Genomic DNA, 17,736 nt, shown 5'->3' with positions numbered 1-17,736 from the left:
TGTGTGGTCCCGTGCCGGGGCTGTCTTGTGGGCGCCAAATACGACTTCGGTGCCAGGGGTTTCTGGCATCATGATTGATGGTTTGGATCGGCTGTGCATGGCATGTGCACCTCCGAATGGCTCAAGACTTCAAAAGAAAGTGCCGCATGAAAGCAGCTTGGTACAGCGCCAACGGTGAAGCGCAAGATGTGATGCAGGTGGGCGAGTTGCCCACCCCCAACCCGCAAGCCGGTGAGGTGTTGGTGCGTTTGGCCACCTCGGGTGTGAACCCCTCAGACGTCAAGTCGCGCCGAGCCCGGCCTTTGGCAAACCCCTTGATCGTGCCCCACAGCGATGGTGCGGGTGTGATCGAAGCCGTGGGTTCGGGCGTGTCTGCTGACCGTGTGGGCGAGCGGGTTTGGGTCTGGAATGGCCAATGGCAGCGGCCCCTAGGAACTTGCGCTCAATACATCGCTCTGCCTTCTGAGCAAGCGGTGTTCTTGCCCGAAGGCACTGACTTTGCTGCCGGCGCTTGCATGGGCATTCCGGGACTGACGGCGGTGCAGGCAGTGATCCTGGCCGAGCGCATGGCGGGCGATTTGCGGGGGCAGACCGTGCTGGTGACTGCGGCTTCTTCGGCGGTGGGGCACTACATCACGCAAATGGTGACGCTGGCCGGGGGACGGGTGATCGGCACGGTGGGTTCAGAAACCAAGGCCGAACATGCCCGCGCTGCTGGCATGCAAGACGCCATTTTTTACAAGACCGAACCGGTGCCCGTGCGGGTCAAAGCTCTCACCCATGGGCGTGGTGCCGATGTGATCATCGACATGGACTTTTCGAGCACTGCACGCTTTGCTGCAGAGGGCGCTTTGTCGCCCCATGGCCAAGTGATTTGCTATGGCTCGAACGCCTTGGAGGTGAGCTTGCCTTTTCGCCCTTGGTTGTTTCAGTCCATGGGGGTCAAATTCTTTTTGGTTTATGACTTGACCCCAGAAGATCGGCTACGTGCTCTGTCGCGTTTGTCTCAGATGCTGGCCAAGAATCAACTGCGGCACAGCATCGGTCAGTGCTTTTCACTGGACCAAGTGGCCCTGGCGCATCGCAGCGTGGAGGCGGGCCAGTTGGTGGGGAATGTGGTGATCGATGTGTGAGATGGGCCACTGGCCGCGCTTTGAGTTGATGGCGAGGATGGGTTCAAGTTTGCCGTTATGCTTGAAGGGCCTTCGAGGCACCGTGTTGTTGCGTTGGTTTTTTTGATCGTTCATGGCTACTTCTCCCAAATCGCTTTCGGGCCTGCTCCCTTTTTTTAAGCCTTACCGCGTGGCCTTGGGTGTAGCGGCCTTGTTCCTCTTGTTGGCCGCAGGCACCACGCTGGTTTTTCCTTGGGTCCTGCGACAGTTGATTGACCAAGGGCTGGCCAGTGGCGCGCCGGACGAGCAGTTGGCGGGCAACTTTTTGCAACTTTTTGGCGTGGCTGCGGCTTTGGCGGTGTTTTCGGCAGGGCGTTACTTCACCGTGAGCTGGCTGGGTGAGCGCATTACCGCCGACCTGCGCAACGCGGTGTATGGCCATGTGCTGAAACAAAGTCCGGCCTTTTTTGAGACCACGCAGTCGGGCGAGGTGCTCTCGCGCCTCACCAACGACACCACACTGGTGCAAACCGTCGTGGGCTCTTCGTTCTCGATGGGACTTCGCAACCTGGTCATGGGCGCGGGGGCGCTGATCATGCTGGTGTGGACCAACCCCATTTTGATGCTGCAGGTGGTGGCGGTTCTGGTGGCGGTGATTTTCCCGAGCGTCTATTTGGGTCGCCGCGTGCGCCGCCTCTCGCGTACCAACCAGGACCGGGTGGCCGATTCGAGTGCGATCGCCTCCGAGGTGCTCAACGCCATCAGTGTGGTGCAAAGCTACACCGCCGAGGGCCGCGAGACCCGCCGCTTCGTCGATTCCACCCTGCGCGCCCTGAGCTCCGCTTTAGGCCGCATCCGCGCACGTACGGTGTTGGTCGGCTTCATCATCATGGCCTCCAGTGCCGTTTTGCTCTGGGGCTTGTACATGGGTACCTTGGCTGTGCGGGCGGGTACCAGCACCGCAGGCCAATTGGGCGAGACGGTGTTCTATGTCATCTTGTTGGCCAGTGCCTTTGCGGTTTTGGGCGAGGTCTACGGCGACATGCTGCGCGCAGCCGGCGCCACCGAGCGGCTGATGGAGTTGCTGCACACCGAGTCGAATCTCAAGATCGCGGCCCAGCCACGGCAAACGCCTTGGCCACAAGGGGGCTCCTCTTTGCTGCTGGAAACGGTGCGTTTTCATTATCCTTCGCGGCCCGATACCTGGGCGTTGGACCAATTGAGTGGACAGGTCCACCCGGGCCAGACGGTGGCGGTGGTGGGGCCCAGTGGGGCCGGCAAAACGACCTTGTTCGATTTGCTCATGCGTTTTCATGACCCACAATCGGGCCGCATCGTGCTGGACGGTGTGCCGATCGATCAGATGGGCTTGCACGATCTGCGCGAGCGCATGGCCATCGTGCCGCAAGAGCCGGTGATTTTTTCGGGCACGGTGATCGAAAACATCCGCTATGGCAGACCCGATGCCAGCCTCGAGGACGTCCAGGCTGCCGCCGAAGCGGCTTATGCGCAGGAGTTCATCCGCGAATTGCCCGAGGGCTTTGACACCTATTTGGGCGACCGTGGCGTGCGCTTGTCGGGTGGACAGCGCCAGCGCATCGCGATTGCGCGGGCTATTTTGAAAAATCCGCCGCTTTTGTTGCTGGACGAAGCCACCAGCGCGCTTGATGCGCAAAGCGAAAAAATGGTGCAGGCCGCGTTGGACAAAGCCATGGTGGGCCGCACCACCTTGGTCATTGCTCACCGCCTGGCCACTGTGCAGCGCGCCGATGTGATCTGGGTGCTCGAGCGCGGCCGCTTGATGGAGCAGGGCACCCACGCCGAACTGCAAGCCAAAGGCGGCCTTTACGCCAGCCTGGCAGCACTGCAGTTCAGCGCTGTGTAGGAGTCCACCCCGTGGGCGATGGGCGTGGCGTGCGCTCCAAAACCTTTTGGCACAGGCGCGTGAGTCACGGCTTCTTGTCGGTGGCGTCTGTCGCTGGCTTGGCAGCGGCTTCTTGATCCTACGCATCACGCGCCTCTTGCGCTGCCTTTTCCCGCGCCCGCTGCTGGCGCGTTTGCTCTTGCGCTTTGCGCACGTCGTGCATTTGCCAAAAGGCGAACACGAACACCAAGCCAAAAATGCCCAATTCCAACCAAATTCCCATGGCTTTGCCTTTCAAGCTTGGATGTGTCAATAAAGGTTGACAGTATTGATTATCAGGTTATATTGACACTTATGCCAGTCAACTTGAGTTGACAGGCCTTCTCCCTTTGGAGGTCCCATGAGTCTGTTGATACGCGCTGAACAAGCCCTGAGCACGCATTTCGAGCAAGCCGCAGGCACGGGCGCGCCTCCTCGGCTGGTGGCGGCCATGCGGCATGCGGTGTTTTCTGGCGGTGCCCGCATCCGCCCGCAGCTGTGCATGGCGGTGGCCACTGCCTGTGGCGACGACGCGCCCCAACTCACCAATGCCGCTGCTGTGGCCCTGGAGTTGATGCATTGCGCCTCTTTGGTGCACGACGACATGCCCGCCTTTGACAACGCCGATACGCGGCGCGGCCGCCCCACCGTGCACAAGGCCTTCAGCGAACCGCTGGCGCTGTTGGCGGGTGATGGCCTGATCGTCATGGCTTACCGTGTTTTGTTGCAAGCCGGTGCGCAGCGACCCGATCGACTGATCCAATTGATGGACAACATGACCACGGGCGTCGGTTTGCCGCATGGCATCGTCGCCGGACAAGCATGGGAGTGTGAAACCAGCGCCGATCTGGGCCAATACCAACGTGCCAAGACCGGGGCTTTGTTTGTGTCAGCCACCTGCGCAGGGGCCTTGAGTTGCGGCGCAGAGCCTGAACCCTGGGCGCATTTGGGCAATTACTTGGGAGAGGCCTACCAAGTGGCCGACGACATCCGTGACGTGATTGCCGATGCCGCCACCTTGGGAAAGCCTGCAGGCCAAGATGCTCTGCATGCCCGCCCAAGCTCAGCCCAAGCCTTGGGACTGGACGGTGCCATTGCCCACTTTGACCACCTGATTGACCAAGCCGCGTCTTCGATTCCACCTTGCTCTTGCCGCGACATGCTGCGCCAGTTGGTGCAGCTCGAAGCCGAGCGTTTGGTGCCCAAGGCCTTGTGTGAAGGCTATTTCAAGACCCACCCTGAGGTGGCCACCCGCCGCGTCAGCGCCCCGCATTGAGCGCTCGGACCCGATAAAGCCAAGGAAGCCCCATGTCCCAACCGCTGGATTTGGCCGCCCTGCAGGCCCCTTCTTCTGCCACCTCCCTCAAAGATGCTTGGCAAGCCCGCTTGGAGCGCTGGTACGCACACCCCGGCTTGTACCGTTGGTCGCTGGGCAACCCCTTCACGCGTTGGCTGACGCAGCGGCGCACCCGCAAGTTGTTTGATTTGATGGCTGGCTTTGTGCACAGCCAAGTCTTGTTGGGTTGCGTGCGCTTGGACCTGTTTCGCACTTTGCACCAAGCCCCGGCCCAATTGACCGACTTGGCCCAACGCACAGGCTTGGCGCCAGCGGTCTTGCAGCGCTTGCTGCTGTCTGCCGTGGCCTTGGGTTTGCTCGAGCACCGCAGCCAAGGTCGCTTTGGCTTGGGGCCGCTGGGCGTGCCTTTGGCGCAGCACGAGGGCATTGCCCAAATGATTGAGCACAACCACCTGCTCTACCAGGACATGCAAGACCCCTTGCAGTTTTTGAACAATGCCTGGAGTGGCGGCATGGCCGAGTACTGGCCTTATGCCCACGAAAAACCAGCCGTCGCGATGCCCGCTTCGGAAGTGGACAAGTTCACCCGTTATTCGCATCTCATGGCTGCTTCGCAAGGCTTTGTGGTGCAAGAAATCTTGTCCTCTTACTTTTTTGACGAGCACCGTTGTGTGCTCGACGTGGGTGCGGGCAAGGGTCGCTTTGTCAGCGAGTTGGCTGCGCACGCGCCCCACTTGAATTTCAAGATGTTCGATTTGCCCCCCGTGTTGGCGCTGGCCCGTGAAGGTCTGCAAGCCAAAGGCCTGAGCGAGCGCGTGGCCTTGCACCCCGGCAGTTTTTTGGACGACCCTTTACCCGAAGGGGCCGATCTGATCACGCTGGTGCGTGTGGCGCACGACCATCCCGATGCGGTGGTCCGGCAAATTTTGCAAAAAGCCTTTGCAGCTTTGCCTTTGGGCGGGGTGTTGTTGTTGGCCGAACCCATGGCGCAACCCGACGAAGAAGCCGGGCAACCCGAGGCCTCTGTCGATGCTTACTTCCACTTTTATCTGTTGGCCATGGGGGCAGGGCGCCTGCGCACCCCGCATGAGCTGCAAACCATGATGCAAGAGGCTGGTTTCACCCATGTGGAGCAGGTGCCCAACGCGATGCCGATCCATGCGCGCATTCTTGTGGGGCGTAAATCTCAGTGTTTACCCTTGGTTTCCGCAAAAAGTGTCAATTAACTTTGACATCGTCAGATGTAAAGCAAAAAATACAGTCATGAAATCCCAAGCCGTCGTTTTCAACAGCCCCAGGCACCTGTCCCTGCAAGCGCTCGAATTGCCCGAATTGCAAGCCGGGCAGCTCGAGGTGGCGGTCGAGTTCAGTGGCATCAGCACCGGCACAGAGCGCATGCTCTGGGACGGCAGCATGCCACCCTTTCCCGGCATGGGTTACCCCTTGGTGCCCGGTTACGAGACGGTGGGCAAGGTGGTGCGCAGCGCCAGTGACTCGGGCATCCAAGCCGGTCAACGCGTGTTTGTGCCCGGTGCCAATTGCTTCACTGGCGTCAAGAGCTTGTTTGGCGGTGCGGCCTCGCATTTGATGGTCACCGAGCAAAAAGTTGTGCCGGTGGCAGAACACTTGGGAGCCCAAGCCGTGCTGCTGGCGCTGGCCGCCACGGCCTACCACGCCGTCTCTGGCGGCGGCATGCAAGAGCCATTTGCCGCGCCCGAACTCATCATTGGCCATGGCGTCATGGGTCGCCTGCTGGCGCGCCTGACGGTGGCGGCAGGTCTGCCAGCGCCCACCGTGTGGGAAACCCAGGCCGACCGATTTGCTGGCGCTGAGGGTTACGCCGTCATGCAACCGCAAGACGACCCACGCCGTGACTACAACACCATCTACGACGTCAGTGGCGACGGCAGCCTGCTTGACAGCCTGATCCAGCGCCTGCGCCCCGGTGGCGAGTTGGTGTTGGCTGGTTTTTACAAACAAGATTTGAAATTTGCCTACGCCCCGGCCTTCATGCGCGAAGCGCGCATGCGCATTGCCGCCGAGTGGAAGCGCCCCGACCTGTTGGCCGTCAACGAACTGGTGCACACCGGTCGCTTGTCGCTCGACGGTTTGATCACCCATACCCAGCCATCGACACAAGCTGGTTCCGCCTACGAGACAGCCTTCGGAGATGCGAGCTGTCTCAAGATGATTCTTGATTGGAGTGCCAACGCATGACTACCGACACCACTGTTCAGCCCATTAAATTTGTTGAAGTGCTGCGCCGCGAGGCCGACGTCGAACCCGACGCTGTCAGCACCAGCGAAGTCACCAAAGAAACCCAGATCATTGCCATCTACGGCAAAGGTGGCATTGGCAAAAGCTTCACGCTGGCCAACCTGTCGTACATGATGGCTCAGCAAGGCAAAAAAGTGCTGCTGATCGGCTGCGACCCCAAGAGCGACACCACCAGCTTGCTGTTTGGTGGCAAGGCCTGCCCCACCATCATCGAGACTTCCTCGCGGCTCAAGCTCTCCGGCCAGGCCGTGAGCATTGGCGATGTCTGCTTCAAGCGCGATGGCGTGTTCGCCATGGAACTCGGTGGCCCTGAGGTCGGTCGCGGTTGCGGCGGTCGCGGCATCATCCACGGTTTTGAAACCCTTGAAAAACTCGGTTTCCACGATTGGGGTTTTGACTATGTGCTGCTCGACTTTTTGGGCGACGTGGTCTGCGGCGGCTTTGGCCTGCCCATTGCCCGCGACATGTGCCAAAAAGTCATCGTCGTGGCCAGCAACGACTTGCAGTCGCTGTATGTCGCCAACAACGTCTGCAGCGCGGTCGAGTACTTCCGCAAGCTCGGTGGCAACGTCGGCGTGGCCGGCATGGTCATCAACAAAGACGATGGCACGGGCGAGGCCCAAACCTTTGCTGCCAATGCGGGCATCCCGGTGCTGGCCGCCATTCCGGCCAACGAAGACATCCGCCGCAAGAGTGCCAGCTACGAAATCATTGGTCGCCCTGATGGTGAGTGGGGTCCGCTGTTTGCCGAGCTGGCCAAGAACGTGGCCGAAGCACCTCCCCAGCGACCCAAGCCTCAAACCCAGGACCAATTGCTGGGCTTGTTCAGTGCCGACGTGGTCGGTCGCAACGTGGTGCTCGAGCCTGCCACCGTGTTCGACATGGTGGGCAAGCACGAAGACATCAAGCCCTCGCTGGAAGTCGTCTACGACGCGGCTTGAGACTTGTTGCACCCCACACGCTGAAAACCCCAGGACACGGCCATGACACGCACCATTCCGATTCACCCCAGCCCATCAGCGGCTGTGAACCCTGCGAGCCTGCAAGGCGACGGCATGGGCTGTCACGCGGGCACCGATGCCATGGTGGCCGCGGCCAAAGAGGCGGGCAAGTCGGAGGTGCTGGACCAATACGCCCGAGACTACCCGCGCCAGCCCGATACCGGCCCACACGACCAGCCGCAAAGCATGTGTCCGGCCTTTGGTTCGCTGCGTGTGGGTTTGCGCATGAAGCGCACCGCCACCATCCTGTCTGGCTCGGCCTGCTGCGTGTACGGGCTCACCTTCACATCGCATTTTTACGGCGCCCGCCGCAGTGTGGGTTATGTGCCCTTCAACTCCGAGTCGCTGGTCACGGGCAAGCTGTTTGAAGACATCCGCGATGCCGTACACGCTGAAGCGGACCCGGACCAGGTGGACACCATCGTGATCATCAACCTGTGTGTGCCGACCGCCAGTGGCGTGCCGTTGCAGCTCTTGCCCAAAGAGATCAATGGCGTGCGCATCATCGGCATCGACGTGCCCGGTTTTGGTGTGCCCACCCATGCCGAAGCCAAAGACGTGCTGGCTGGCGCAATGCTGAAATACGCCCGCGAAGAAATCATGAGCGGCCCGGTGGCCGCGCCGCGTGCCGGGCGGGGTGACTTGCCCACGGTGGCCTTGCTGGGAGAAATGTTCCCGGCCGATCCCGTCATCATTGGCCAGATGCTCGCCCCCATGGGCCTGGCTGCGGGTCCGGTGGTGCCAACCCGCGAGTGGCGCGAGTTGTACGCCGCGCTCGACTGCTCTGTGGCCGCCGCCATCCACCCGTTTTACACCGCCAGCGTGCGTGAATTCAAAGCCGCAGGCCGCCCTGTGGTGGGTTCGGCCCCTGTGGGTCTGGAAGGCACACAAGACTGGCTGCAAAACATCGGCCAAGCAGCTGGCATTGCCCAGGCTCAAATCGATGTGGCGCGCAACCAAGCCCTCTCGCAAATGCGCGGTCTCTTGATGCAAAAGCCGATTTCGGGTCGCATCACCCTGAGTGGCTATGAAGGCTCTGAGTTGTTGGTGGGCCGTTTGCTCATCGAATGCGGTGCCGATGTGCGCTATGTGGGCTCGGCTTGTCCGGCCACCGAATGGAACGCACAAGACATTGCCTGGCTGCAAGCCAAGGGCGTGCAAGTGCAAATGCGCGCCTCGCTTGAGCAAGACCTCAATGCCATGTACGAGTACCGGCCGCAGTTGGCCATTGGCACCACACCGGTGGTGCAGATCGCCAAGCAAAACAGCGTGCCCTCCTTGTACTTCACCAACTTGATATCGGCCCGTCCCCTGATGGGTGTGGCCGGTGCGGGTTCGTTGGTGCAGGTGGTGCAAGCGGCCATGGGCAATCAGGCCCGCTTTGACGCCATGAAGGATTTCTTTGGCGATGTGGGCGCGGGCCATGCCGCAGGCGTGTGGGAGTCGGTGCCCAAAGACCGGCCCGAGTTCAAGGCCGAAACCCGCCGCCAGATCGAAAAGCTCTTGAAAAAGCGCAAAGCCGAGGAGATGGGCTCATGAACCAAGTGTCTCCACCCCCCAGCTCGGTGGCCAAGCCCAAATCGCCGCTCATTCTGGACCACGACCGCGCAGGCGGTTACTGGGGCGCGGTGTATGTGTTCACCGCCATCAAGGGTTTGCAAGTGGTGATCGATGGCCCGGTGGGCTGCGAAAACTTGCCCGTGACTTCGGTGCTGCACTACACCGACGCTTTGCCTCCCCACGAGTTGCCGATTGTGGTGACAGGCCTGGCCGAAGAGCAGCTGGGCCGTGAAGGCACAGAAGGCGCGATGAAGCGTGCCCATGCCACGCTCGACCCCGAACTGCCCGCCGTGGTGGTGACCGGCTCGATTGCCGAAATGATCGGTGGCGGCGTCACGCCCGAAGGCACCAACATCGCGCGCTTTTTGCCGCGCACGATTGACGAAGACCAATGGCAATGCGCCAACCGCGCCATGTACTGGCTGTGGAGCGAATACGGCCTGCGCAAAGTGCCTGCCCGCAAACCTTTTGAAGATCGCCCTGTGGGTGAAAAACCCCGCGTCAACATCATCGGGCCTTGCTACGGCACATTCAACAGTGCCAGTGACTTGGCCGAAATCCGTCGCTTGGTGCAAGGCATTGGGGCTGAGGTGAACATGGTGTTCCCGCTGGGCAGCCATCTGGCCGATGTGTCGCGCTTGGTCGAGGCCGATGTGAACATCTGCATGTACCGCGAATTCGGCCGCATGCTGTGCGAAGCCCTAGAGCGCCCCTATTTGCAGGCACCGATTGGTTTGCACAGCACCACCAACTTCTTGCGCAAGCTGGGCGACTTGCTGCACTTGGACCCTGAGCCTTTCATTGAGCGCGAAAAGCACACCACCCTCAAGCCCATGTGGGACCTGTGGCGTTCGGTCACGCAAGATTTCTTTGCAACTGCAAGCTTTGCGGTGGTGGCAGGCGAGACCTATTCGCGGGGTCTGAAAAACTTCCTTGAAAAAGAAATGGGTTTGCCCTGTCGCTTCAGTGTGTCACGCACCGCCGGCAACAAGACCGACAACGCCAGTGTGCGTGAATTGGTCAAAACGCAAACGCCTTTGATCATGTTTGGCAGCTACAACGAACGCATGTACCTGAGCGAGATCTCGGGTGGCAGTCCGATGCGCGCCGCTTTCATTCCCGCATCGTTTCCGGGCGCCATCATCCGTCGCCACACCGGGACCCCCTTCATGGGTTACAGCGGCGCGAGTTACCTGATTCAAGAGGTGTGCAACGCGTTGTTTGATGCGCTGTTCCACATCCTGCCTCTGGGCTCTGACATGGACAAAGCCCCGGCCACGCATGCGCGTGGCGTGGTGGCCCCCAATGCCAGTTGGCAAGACCAGGCTCAGCAACGCCTGCGCGATGTGGTGCAAAGCCAGCCGGTGCTGGTACAGATTTCTGCGGCCAAGCGTTTGCGCGATCAAGCCGAGCAGCTGTCGCAGGCGCAAGGCCAAAACGAGGTGACTGAAGCCCATGTGAACGCGGCCAGCCGTGAACTGGGCTTAGGGGTAGCGGCATGAGCCACACCAGGATCAACACAACAGCAGGGGCCGACATGTTCGGTGCCTTGACCAGGATGTCGTGGCCTTTGGCTGCGGATGCCCATCTGCGCGGGCTGTGCGCAACCCGGGTCGCAAGGCCTCTTTAGAAGGAGCAAAACATGTCCACCAAGACATCAATATCCGGACTCACCGATGAGGAAGCCCAGGAGTTCCACCACTACTGGATGCAGGGCACCGTAGGCTTCACAGCGGTTGCTGTGTTGGCCCACATCCTGGTCTGGGCGTGGCGTCCCTGGTTCTGATTCAGAGCCTGATTTTTCAACCATAGATTGACGGAGTCACTGTCATGCAAAACACCACCCACCTCAACGAGACCCATTCGCGTGCGGATGAGTCTCCTGCTTACTGGTCCATTTTCCTCATCGGATTCGGATGCCTGTTTGTGGTCGTCGTTCTGGCCAAACTGGTCGGCGTTCACTGGCGGGATTTGTTACCCGGTGCTGAAGATGCCAAGAGCATGAGTCAGGGGGTCAAAGCTGCGGTGTACACCTTCATGTCCCACATCATTTAGGAGATTCACCATGTGGAGAATTTGGCGACTTTACGACCCTTTGCGTGCCATGGTGCTGCAGGGTATTTTCTTGTTTGGCCTGGCAGCGATGATTCACCTCATCTTGCTCAGCACCAACAAATTCAACTGGCTCGACGGCGCGAAAAAACCCGTAGCAGCATCGGCGCAAAACTCGCCGCTGCCCGCTGCTGTGGCTTCGCTCCCAGCGCCCAAGTCCTGATCCAGGACTTGCCGTCCAGGTGCTGACATTGAACCCCGCTCAATGCAGCACCTGTTCATCCACTGAAAGCAGGAGGACCCAACCATGGCCATGCTGAATTTTGAGAAAAAGTACCGTGTTCGCGGTGGTACCCTGCTGGGTGGTGATTTGTTCGACTTTTGGGTCGGCCCGTTTTACGTCGGTTTTTTCGGCGTCACAACCCTCTTCTTTTCGTTCCTGGGCACGGCGCTCATTTTGTGGGGTGCCTCACAAGGCCCGACCTGGAACCTTTGGCAAATCAGCATCGCACCGCCTGATCTGTCTTATGGCTTGCGCTTTGCGCCCCTGATGGAAGGCGGCCTGTGGCAGCTCATCACGGTGTGTGCCCTAGGGGCGTTTGGCTCGTGGATGATGCGCGAGGTCGAGATCTGCCGCAAGTTGGGCATGGGCTTTCATGTGCCCGTAGCTTTTGGGGTGGCGATTTCTGCATATTTCACCTTGGTGGTGATTCGCCCAGTGCTCATGGGCGCTTGGGGCCACGGTTTTCCGTACGGCATTTACAGCCACCTGGACTGGGTCTCCAACGTGGGCTACCAGTACCTGCACTTTCACTACAACCCGGCGCACATGATCGCCGTGAGTTTCTTCTTCGCCAGCGTGTTTGCCTTGTCTTTGCACGGGGGTTTGATTTTGTCTTCCACCAACCCAGCACCGGGCACCGTGGTCAAGACACCCGAACACGAAGACACGTTCTTTCGCGACATCATCGGTTACTCGATCGGCACCTTGGGCATTCACCGTTTGGGTCTGTTCTTGGCGCTGGCAGCCGTGTTGTTCAGTGCCCTGTGCATCGTGCTCAGTGGTCCCTTCTGGAGCCGCGGCTGGCCCGAGTGGTGGAGCTGGTGGCTGAACATGCCGATCTGGTCCCAGTGGCCCGTCTGAAACGGTCTGAACGCACACAGACCGAATCCAAAGAATTGAGGAGTTAAGCGAATGGCCGACTATCAAAACCTGTTCACCACGGTGCAAGCCGTGGGTCCAGTCCACCATGGGGTGGAACTCGGACATGGCAACAGCCCGCGCACCGGACAACCCCTGATCAACTACTGGGTGGGCAAGCTGGGCAATGCGCAGTTGGGTCCGATTTATTTGGGTGGTTTGGGCTTGATCTCGCTGATCCTGGGCCTGATCGCCTTCACCCTGATTGGCATGAACATGCTGGCTTCGGTCAACTATGACCCGATCCAGTTTGTGCGCCAATTGTTTTGGCTCTCGCTGGAGCCGCCAGCACCCAGTTACGGCCTGAGCATGCCGCCCCTCAATCAAGGGGGCTGGTTCCTCATTGTTGGCCTGTTCCTCACCGCATCGGTGTTGTTCTGGTGGGCTCGCACCTACCGACGCGCGGTGGAGCTGGGCATGGGCACGCACATCGCTTGGGCCTTTGCTGCAGCCATCTGGTTATTCTTGGTACTTGGTTTGTTCCGCCCCATCTTGATGGGTTCATGGGGTGAGGCCGTGCCCTATGGCATCTTCTCTCACTTGGACTGGACAGCGGCTTTCTCGCTGCGCTATGGCAACCTGTTCTACAACCCCTTCCATGCCTTGTCCATCGTGTTCTTGTATGGCTCAGCGCTGCTGTTTGCCATGCACGGTGCCACGATTTTGGCCGTCACCCGTTTTGGCGGTGAGCGTGAGATCGAACAGATCACCGACCGGGGCACGGCTTCTGAGCGCGCTGCCTTGTTCTGGCGCTGGACCATGGGCTTCAACGCCACCATGGAATCGATTCACCGCTGGGCCTGGTGGTTCGCGGTGTTGTGCCCCATCACAGGTGGCATCGGCATTTTGCTCACCGGCACGGTGGTAGACAACTGGTACCTGTGGGCCATCAAACATGGTGTGGCACCACCATACCCCGAAATTTTCCCAGGGATGGTTGACCCTGCGCTGAGCACTGGAGCAAAGCCATGAACATGAACATTTCCTTCTCTTCTGGCTGGACCGGCCGCCTGGTCAAAGCTTTGGGACTGACACTGGCGGGTTTGGTGTTGGCAGGCTGTGAGCGCCCGATTCCCGAATCCGTACAAAGCGGCTACCGGGGCACCGGTATGGCTCAGGTCTACAACGCCCGCTTGCTCGAGGTTAAAACCGAACTCAACCAACCGCCAGCGGTCATCCCCTCACCTGGATCCGAAGGCCCCAAGGCTTCGCAGGCATACAAAAACGTCAAGGTGCTTGGGAACTTGAGTGTGGGCGAGTTCAACCGACTGATGGTCTCGATGACCAACTGGGTGGCTCCGAAAGAGGGCTGCGCCTACTGCCACGCTTTGCCCAACTTTGAAGACGACAGCAAGTACACCAAGGTGGTGGCGCGCCGCATGGTCGAGATGACGCAGCACATCAACTCGGATTGGCAGCCGCACGTCGCCCAAACAGGGGTGACTTGCTACACCTGCCACCGTGGCGAGCCGGTCCCAAGCGCCATCTGGTTCAAAGCCAACCACCAGCCTTATGGATCCAACTTCATGGGCGACAAGGCGGGTCAAAACGAGCCCTCTCCAGTGGTCAATTTGTCCTCTTTGCCCAACGATCCGTTCACACCGTTTTTGCTGGGCAATGAAAACATCCGTCTGAATGGTCCGACAGCGCTGCCCTCGGGCAACCGCCAATCGATCAAGCAGGGCGAGTGGACCTATGGCTTGATGACCCACATGTCGACCGCTTTGGGTGTCAATTGCACCTATTGCCACAACACACAGTCGTTCCAAAACTGGGAAATCAGTCCTCCACAACGCACGACGGCTTGGCATGGGATCCGCATGGCGCGCGATCTGAACCTGACTTACATGGAACCTTTGACCGAGGTGTTCCCGGCGCACCGCAAGGGCCCCTTGGGTGACGTGGCCAAGATGAACTGCGCCACCTGCCACCAAGGTGCTTACAAGCCGCTCAATGGTGCACCCATGGCCAAAGACTTCCCTGAACTGCTCAAACCTGCTTTGGCCGCTGCCAAAGTGGCGTCTAAGTAGTCTCAGCAGCGCCAAACCGGACACCCGTCATGGAAGCGAGCCCCACACTTCATGACCCGCTGTCCGGGGTGGTGGTGGTGTTGCTTGCCGACTTTTTGCGACAGCATCAAGGCTGGGGCTGGTTGCGCTTGGTGGCTGGGGCGACCCCCTACAAAGAGGTGCCCGGCCTGACCATGGTCAAGGTCATGGGCAGTGGGCATGGCGGAGGCTTCACCCTGCGCCCCAGTGCCACGCATCAGGGGCTGATCTGCAACTTCAGCCACCTCGATTTGGCACTGCGGTTTTTGGACAGTCCGCCTGTGCAGGCCTACCGCAGTCGCGCCCGTGAGTGGTGGACGGGCGTGTTGTCGGTGCAATCAGCCAGAGGCCATTGGGACAAGCAAGCTTGGCAAGCCACCAGTCCCGAAGCTTTGGGTCAGCACACAGGCAGCGAAGAAGATCACCGCGCCCCTTTTGCGGTGTTGACACGGGCCAGCATTGTGCCCACCAAGGCCATGGCGTTTTGGCGCTACGCTCCCGCTGCGCAAGCCGATTTGTCGCAAGCCCCAGGTTGCTTGTTGGCGATGGGTTTGGGTGAGGCGCCCTTGGTGCGTCAATGCACGTTTAGCCTATGGAAAGACACGGGCAGCATGCTGCAGTATGCCCAGCAGGGTGCGCACCAAGTGGCCAGTGCGGCCGCATACAAGCACCATTTTTTCTCAGAATCCCTTTTTGTTCGCATGCAGGTTTTGCAAATGGCTGGCGTCTGGATGGGGCGCAGTTATGACCCGCAGGTGCTCAAACTCTCGGCCAATCCCCCCGTCGATTTGAAGGCGTCGGCCTTGGAGCCCAGCCATGCCTGAGCAACGGGTGGTCATCGTCGGTGCCGGCATGGGTGGCTTGTGCAGTGCCATTGCCTTGGCTTACCAAGGCTTGGATGTCACCGTGGTGGAGGCTGCTGATGCCCCCGGTGGCAAGGTGCACTGCCGCGAAGTCCATGGCGCCCAAATTGACAGTGGGCCCACCGTGTTCACCATGCGCTGGGTGTTCGATGCCTTGCTGCGCAGTGTGGGCACGAGCGTCGAGTCAGAGATGCGCATCACGCCCTTGCAGGTCCTTGCCCGCCACTTTTGGCCCGACGGCAGCCAGCTCGATTTGTCGGCTGACGCGCGCGAGAGCGAAGCGGCCATTGCCCTTTGGTCCAGTGGCGACGAGGCCCGCCGTTTCCGAGATTTTTGCAAAACCACGCGCCAGCTTTACGCCACGCTCGAAGGCCCGATGATCCGCGCCCAACGCCCCAACATGGGCGGTTTCATGGGCGACTTGGGATTCAAAGGCTTGGGTGTTCTGGCCCAACTCGGTCCCATGCGCAGCCTGTGGCAGCAACTGGGCCAACAATTTTCCGATTCTCGTTTGCGTCAACTGTTTGCACGCTATGCCACCTATTGCGGCTCCTCGCCATGGGAGTCGCCCGCGACCTTGATGCTGATTGCGCAAGTTGAGATGGACGGCGTTTGGTCGGTGGAGGGTGGCATGCATGGCATGGCCCAAGCCTTGGCCCGTGTCGCCCGACGCCATGGTGCAGTGTTCCGTTACCAAAGCACTTGTCAGCGCATTGAACAGCGCCAGGGCAGGGTGTCGGGTGTGCACTTGCAGTCGGGTGAGTTTTTGCCTGCAGACCGTGTGATTTTCAATGGCGATGCCAGTGCTTTGCGGCAAGGCTTGTTGGGTGATGCTGTGCGCCGCGCGGTGCCCAAAGATGCGCCACCGCGCTCTTTGTCGGCGCTGACATGGTCCATGCACACCCCCGCCGAGGGCGTCAAGCTGGATCGCCACAACGTGTTTTTTCAAAGCGCCTACGCCAGCGAGTTCGAAGACATCTTCGGACGCCAGCGCCTGCCGCACAGCCCCACGGTGTATGTGTGCGCGCAAGACCGGCCCGCGCAGCTGGCGCCCGGACAAGCCGAGCGTATTTTTTGTTTGGTCAACGCCCCCGCCTGCGGTGATGGCAACGGCATTACTGAGGAGGCTATAGAGCAATGCCAAACCCACACCTTTCAGCATCTTCAGCAGCTGGGTCTGTCACTGCAGCCCACGCCACTCAACAGCCTTCGCACGACACCGCAGGATTTCCATCGGCGTTTTCCGGCCAGCGGGGGGGCGCTGTACGGGCAGGCGACGCACGGTTGGACCAGCATCTTCAGCAGACCTGGCTCCACCACACCCCTGCAGGGCCTGTATCTGGCGGGGGGCAGCGTGCATCCGGGGCCGGGCGTGCCGATGGCAGCCTTGTCCGGGCAACGGGCGGCCGAGGCCGTGATGGCGAGCCTCGCTTCGACCAAAACGTTCCAGACGGGGGCTACCTTTGGTGGTATGTCGACGCCATGAGTGACGATGGTCAACACGGCATCACCCTCATTGCCTTTGTGGGCAGTGTGTTCTCGCCTTACTACGCTTGGGCGCGTCGACGTGGCCGGGCCAACCCCGACAACCATTGCGCCTTGAATGTGGCCATCTACAGCAAAGGCCAAGGCCGTTGGGCCATGACCGAGCGTGGCCAGCGGCACTGCGCTCGCTCCGAGCGCCAGTTCACGATCGGCCCCAGTCAAATGAGCTGGGAAGGTGATTGCCTGAACATCGACATCGACGAAGTCTGTGTGCCCATCCCGCAACGCATTCGGGGCCGCATCAAAGTGTGGCCACAACAGTTGTTCGGGTATTCCACACCACTGGATGGGGGGGGGCGCCACCGCTGGGGGCCTTTGGCGCCGTCTTCTCGCATCGAGGTCAATCTGAATGCCCCCGACCTGAAGTGGCAAGGCCATGCCTATCTGGACTCCAACGAGGGTGATGAGCCTGTCGACCAAGGATTTCACACTTGGGACTGGTCAAGGGCCCGCATGCGCGATGGCAGCACGGTGGTGTTCTACGACATGCAAGCGCCTGGCACTGAAGACCGTGTGCTGTCGTTGCGCTTCACACCCAAGGGGGTGGTCGAGCCGATCGCCACGCCCCCGGCGCAACGCCTGTCCAAGACCGGCTGGCGCATCGACCGCCGCATGCGCAGTGCAAAGCCTGTGCAGGTGCAAGAACAACTGGAAGATACGCCGTTTTACCAGCGTGCTTTGCTGCAATTTGATTATGCGGGCGAGCCCTTGCTCGCCTTTCACGAAACCCTGTCGGTGCCACGTTTGGTGTCACCGGTGGTTCAAGCCATGCTGCCCTTTCGCATGCCAAGGCGGGCTTGAGATGAACAACCTTGAACCTTTTTTCAAGGCAACCCCATTCCTGGCCGTGGTGGCCAAGAATAGCCCTCGTGCGGGC

General features: G+C 60.3%; 18 protein-coding genes. 17 read left to right on the top strand and 1 reads right to left on the bottom strand.

Annotated elements, in window-relative coordinates; all coding sequences use genetic code 11:
• Positions 1-146: 146 nt before the first annotated feature.
• Together ABWQ00_RS08650 and ABWQ00_RS08645 are read left to right on the top strand one after the other, a co-directional pair.
• Entirely contained in the window at positions 147-1,133 is a 987-nt protein-coding gene (locus ABWQ00_RS08650; RefSeq protein ID WP_353238263.1) for an NADPH:quinone reductase, read from the top strand.
• Between the two features lie 112 nt (positions 1,134-1,245).
• Positions 1,246-2,997, top strand: coding sequence for an ABC transporter transmembrane domain-containing protein (locus ABWQ00_RS08645; protein ID WP_353238262.1), 1,752 nt, complete (start codon positions 1,246-1,248; stop codon positions 2,995-2,997).
• 118 nt (positions 2,998-3,115) lie between these two features.
• Here the strand turns inward: ABWQ00_RS08645 and ABWQ00_RS08640 are convergent, their stop codons facing one another.
• Complete coding sequence (locus ABWQ00_RS08640) at positions 3,116-3,259, bottom strand: hypothetical protein (RefSeq protein WP_353238261.1); 144 nt, start codon at positions 3,257-3,259, stop codon at positions 3,116-3,118.
• A gap of 117 nt (positions 3,260-3,376) precedes the next feature.
• Between ABWQ00_RS08640 and ABWQ00_RS08635 the strand changes: the two genes are divergently transcribed.
• The 15 genes from ABWQ00_RS08635 to ABWQ00_RS08565 all read left to right on the top strand — a co-directional run bounded on the left by ABWQ00_RS08635 (position 3,377) and on the right by ABWQ00_RS08565 (position 17,660).
• On the top strand, positions 3,377-4,291 hold the full coding sequence (locus ABWQ00_RS08635; RefSeq protein ID WP_353238260.1) for a polyprenyl synthetase family protein: 915 nt from the start codon (positions 3,377-3,379) through the stop codon (positions 4,289-4,291).
• A gap of 32 nt (positions 4,292-4,323) precedes the next feature.
• The gene (locus tag ABWQ00_RS08630; RefSeq protein ID WP_353238259.1) at positions 4,324-5,538 is read left to right on the top strand and encodes a methyltransferase; all 1,215 of its coding nucleotides are present in this window, start codon (positions 4,324-4,326) and stop codon (positions 5,536-5,538) included.
• A 37-nt stretch (positions 5,539-5,575) separates the two neighbouring features.
• A complete protein-coding gene (gene bchC / locus ABWQ00_RS08625) occupies positions 5,576-6,529 on the top strand; it encodes a chlorophyll synthesis pathway protein BchC (protein ID WP_353238258.1) in 954 nt (317 codons plus the stop codon).
• Positions 6,526-7,530, top strand: coding sequence for a chlorophyllide a reductase iron protein subunit X (locus ABWQ00_RS08620; RefSeq protein ID WP_353238257.1), 1,005 nt, complete (start codon positions 6,526-6,528; stop codon positions 7,528-7,530). The genes bchC and ABWQ00_RS08620 overlap by 4 nt, the downstream gene beginning before the upstream one ends.
• A 42-nt stretch (positions 7,531-7,572) precedes the next feature.
• Complete coding sequence (gene bchY, locus ABWQ00_RS08615) at positions 7,573-9,129, top strand: chlorophyllide a reductase subunit Y (RefSeq protein ID WP_353238256.1); 1,557 nt, start codon at positions 7,573-7,575, stop codon at positions 9,127-9,129.
• Entirely contained in the window at positions 9,126-10,652 is a 1,527-nt protein-coding gene (gene bchZ, locus ABWQ00_RS08610; protein ID WP_353238255.1) for a chlorophyllide a reductase subunit Z, read from the top strand. The genes bchY and bchZ overlap by 4 nt, the downstream gene beginning before the upstream one ends.
• Positions 10,653-10,792: 140 nt before the next feature.
• On the top strand, positions 10,793-10,936 hold the full coding sequence (gene pufB, locus ABWQ00_RS08605) for a light-harvesting antenna LH1, beta subunit (protein WP_019425952.1): 144 nt from the start codon (positions 10,793-10,795) through the stop codon (positions 10,934-10,936).
• Between the two features lie 44 nt (positions 10,937-10,980).
• Positions 10,981-11,205, top strand: coding sequence for a hypothetical protein (locus ABWQ00_RS08600; protein ID WP_019425953.1), 225 nt, complete (start codon positions 10,981-10,983; stop codon positions 11,203-11,205).
• A 10-nt stretch (positions 11,206-11,215) separates the two neighbouring features.
• On the top strand, positions 11,216-11,425 hold the full coding sequence (gene pufA / locus ABWQ00_RS08595) for a light-harvesting antenna LH1, alpha subunit (RefSeq protein WP_019425954.1): 210 nt from the start codon (positions 11,216-11,218) through the stop codon (positions 11,423-11,425).
• A gap of 84 nt (positions 11,426-11,509) precedes the next feature.
• Positions 11,510-12,346, top strand: a complete 837-nt coding sequence (gene pufL / locus ABWQ00_RS08590) for a photosynthetic reaction center subunit L (RefSeq protein ID WP_019425955.1) — start codon at positions 11,510-11,512, stop codon at positions 12,344-12,346.
• Positions 12,347-12,397: 51 nt separating this feature from the next.
• The gene (pufM, locus tag ABWQ00_RS08585; protein ID WP_353238254.1) at positions 12,398-13,375 is read left to right on the top strand and encodes a photosynthetic reaction center subunit M; all 978 of its coding nucleotides are present in this window, start codon (positions 12,398-12,400) and stop codon (positions 13,373-13,375) included.
• Entirely contained in the window at positions 13,372-14,433 is a 1,062-nt protein-coding gene (gene pufC / locus ABWQ00_RS08580) for a photosynthetic reaction center cytochrome PufC (protein WP_353238253.1), read from the top strand. The genes pufM and pufC overlap by 4 nt, the downstream gene beginning before the upstream one ends.
• Positions 14,434-14,462: 29 nt before the next feature.
• Positions 14,463-15,275: a hypothetical protein gene (locus ABWQ00_RS08575; RefSeq protein ID WP_353238252.1), complete on the top strand. Its 813-nt coding sequence runs from the start codon at positions 14,463-14,465 to the stop codon at positions 15,273-15,275.
• A complete protein-coding gene (gene crtD, locus ABWQ00_RS08570) occupies positions 15,268-16,800 on the top strand; it encodes a 1-hydroxycarotenoid 3,4-desaturase CrtD (protein WP_353238251.1) in 1,533 nt (510 codons plus the stop codon). The genes ABWQ00_RS08575 and crtD overlap by 8 nt, the downstream gene beginning before the upstream one ends.
• On the top strand, positions 16,797-17,660 hold the full coding sequence (locus ABWQ00_RS08565) for a carotenoid 1,2-hydratase family protein (protein WP_353238250.1): 864 nt from the start codon (positions 16,797-16,799) through the stop codon (positions 17,658-17,660). Before crtD ends, ABWQ00_RS08565 begins: the two co-directional genes overlap by 4 nt.
• Positions 17,661-17,736: the final 76 nt, after the last annotated feature.

The organism is Limnohabitans sp. (assembly GCF_040400975.1).
Taxonomy (GTDB): Bacteria; Pseudomonadota; Gammaproteobacteria; order Burkholderiales; family Burkholderiaceae_C; genus Limnohabitans_A.
The sequence above is the reverse complement of the archived record's forward strand: the minus strand, read 5'-3'. Positions and strand labels throughout refer to the sequence as shown.